The 255-nt window shown below is 63.1% G+C and carries 1 protein-coding gene; it reads left to right on the forward strand.

Annotated features, from left to right (window positions below; translation table 11 throughout):
• The coding region (locus ACLFKU_RS44780) for a transposase (RefSeq protein WP_410853524.1) at window positions 1-255 on the forward strand (255 nt) is incomplete at both ends.

Consider the following 255-nt stretch of genomic DNA (forward strand, 5'->3'; position numbering starts at 1 on the left):
GTCGGATGAGGAATGGAGTTTCGCGGCGCCGTATCTGACGCTGATGGACGTCGACGCGCCCCAGCGCAAATACGAACTGCGCGACATGTTTGATGCATTGCGCTGGATGGCTCGTGCCGGCGCGCCGCGGAGGATGCTGCCCGATGATTTCCCGCCGTGGGAGCTGGTGTATCAGCAGACTCAACGCTGGTTGCAGGCGGGCTGCTTTGAGAGCATGGTGAGCGACCTGCGCTCGGTGATACGCGTGGCACAGGG

This window comes from Paraburkholderia sp. EG304 (genome assembly GCF_046543485.1).
Classification (GTDB): domain Bacteria; phylum Pseudomonadota; class Gammaproteobacteria; order Burkholderiales; family Burkholderiaceae; genus Paraburkholderia; species Paraburkholderia youngii.